Origin of the sequence: Streptomyces sp. SID13726, from assembly GCF_010548375.1 — a bacterium.
Taxonomy (GTDB): Bacteria; Actinomycetota; Actinomycetes; order Streptomycetales; family Streptomycetaceae; genus Streptomyces.
Genome location: NZ_JAAGLY010000439.1, coordinates 1 through 444, shown reverse-complemented (window position 1 = coordinate 444; position 444 = coordinate 1). Strand labels below are relative to the sequence as shown.

Annotated in this window: 1 protein-coding gene; it reads left to right on the top strand. The window is 73.9% G+C overall.

Going from position 1 to position 444, the window contains the following annotated elements:
- Window positions 1-282 (top strand): NAD(P)H-dependent oxidoreductase (locus tag G3I78_RS48480; protein WP_164437014.1); only part of this gene is annotated, 282 nt, incomplete at its 5' end.
- Window positions 283-444: the final 162 nt, after the last annotated feature.

Below are 444 nucleotides of genomic sequence, written 5' to 3'. Positions count from 1 at the left end.
GAGTGGTTCGCCAAGCCGGGCGGGTTCGTCTCCTACGGCGGCAGCTCGGGCGGCCTGCGGGCGGTGGAACAGCTGCGCGCCGTCTTCGCCGAGCTCCACGTCGTGACGATGCAGACCGGGGTGGCGATTCCTCGAGTTCACGAGGCGTTCGACGACAGCGGGACGCTGCGTCGGCCGGAGCGTGCGGAGGCGGCTGCCTCGAGGATGCTGCGCCAGCTCGACTGGTGGGCCGAGGCGCTCGCCGCCGCCCGTGCTCACCGACCGTACGAGCTCGTGGAGTGACGAGCCCCCACGCCGGGAGCGGGCCACGTGCCGGGCCCGGAGGTCGTGGACGACCCCTGTCCGTCGTCGAGGCTCCAACCTGCTCGCCCGTGTCCCGTCGGCGTCGAGCCGGACGTCGTCGGATCGTCGGGCCGGGTGCTCCCGTCGGTCGGTGGGGCCGTC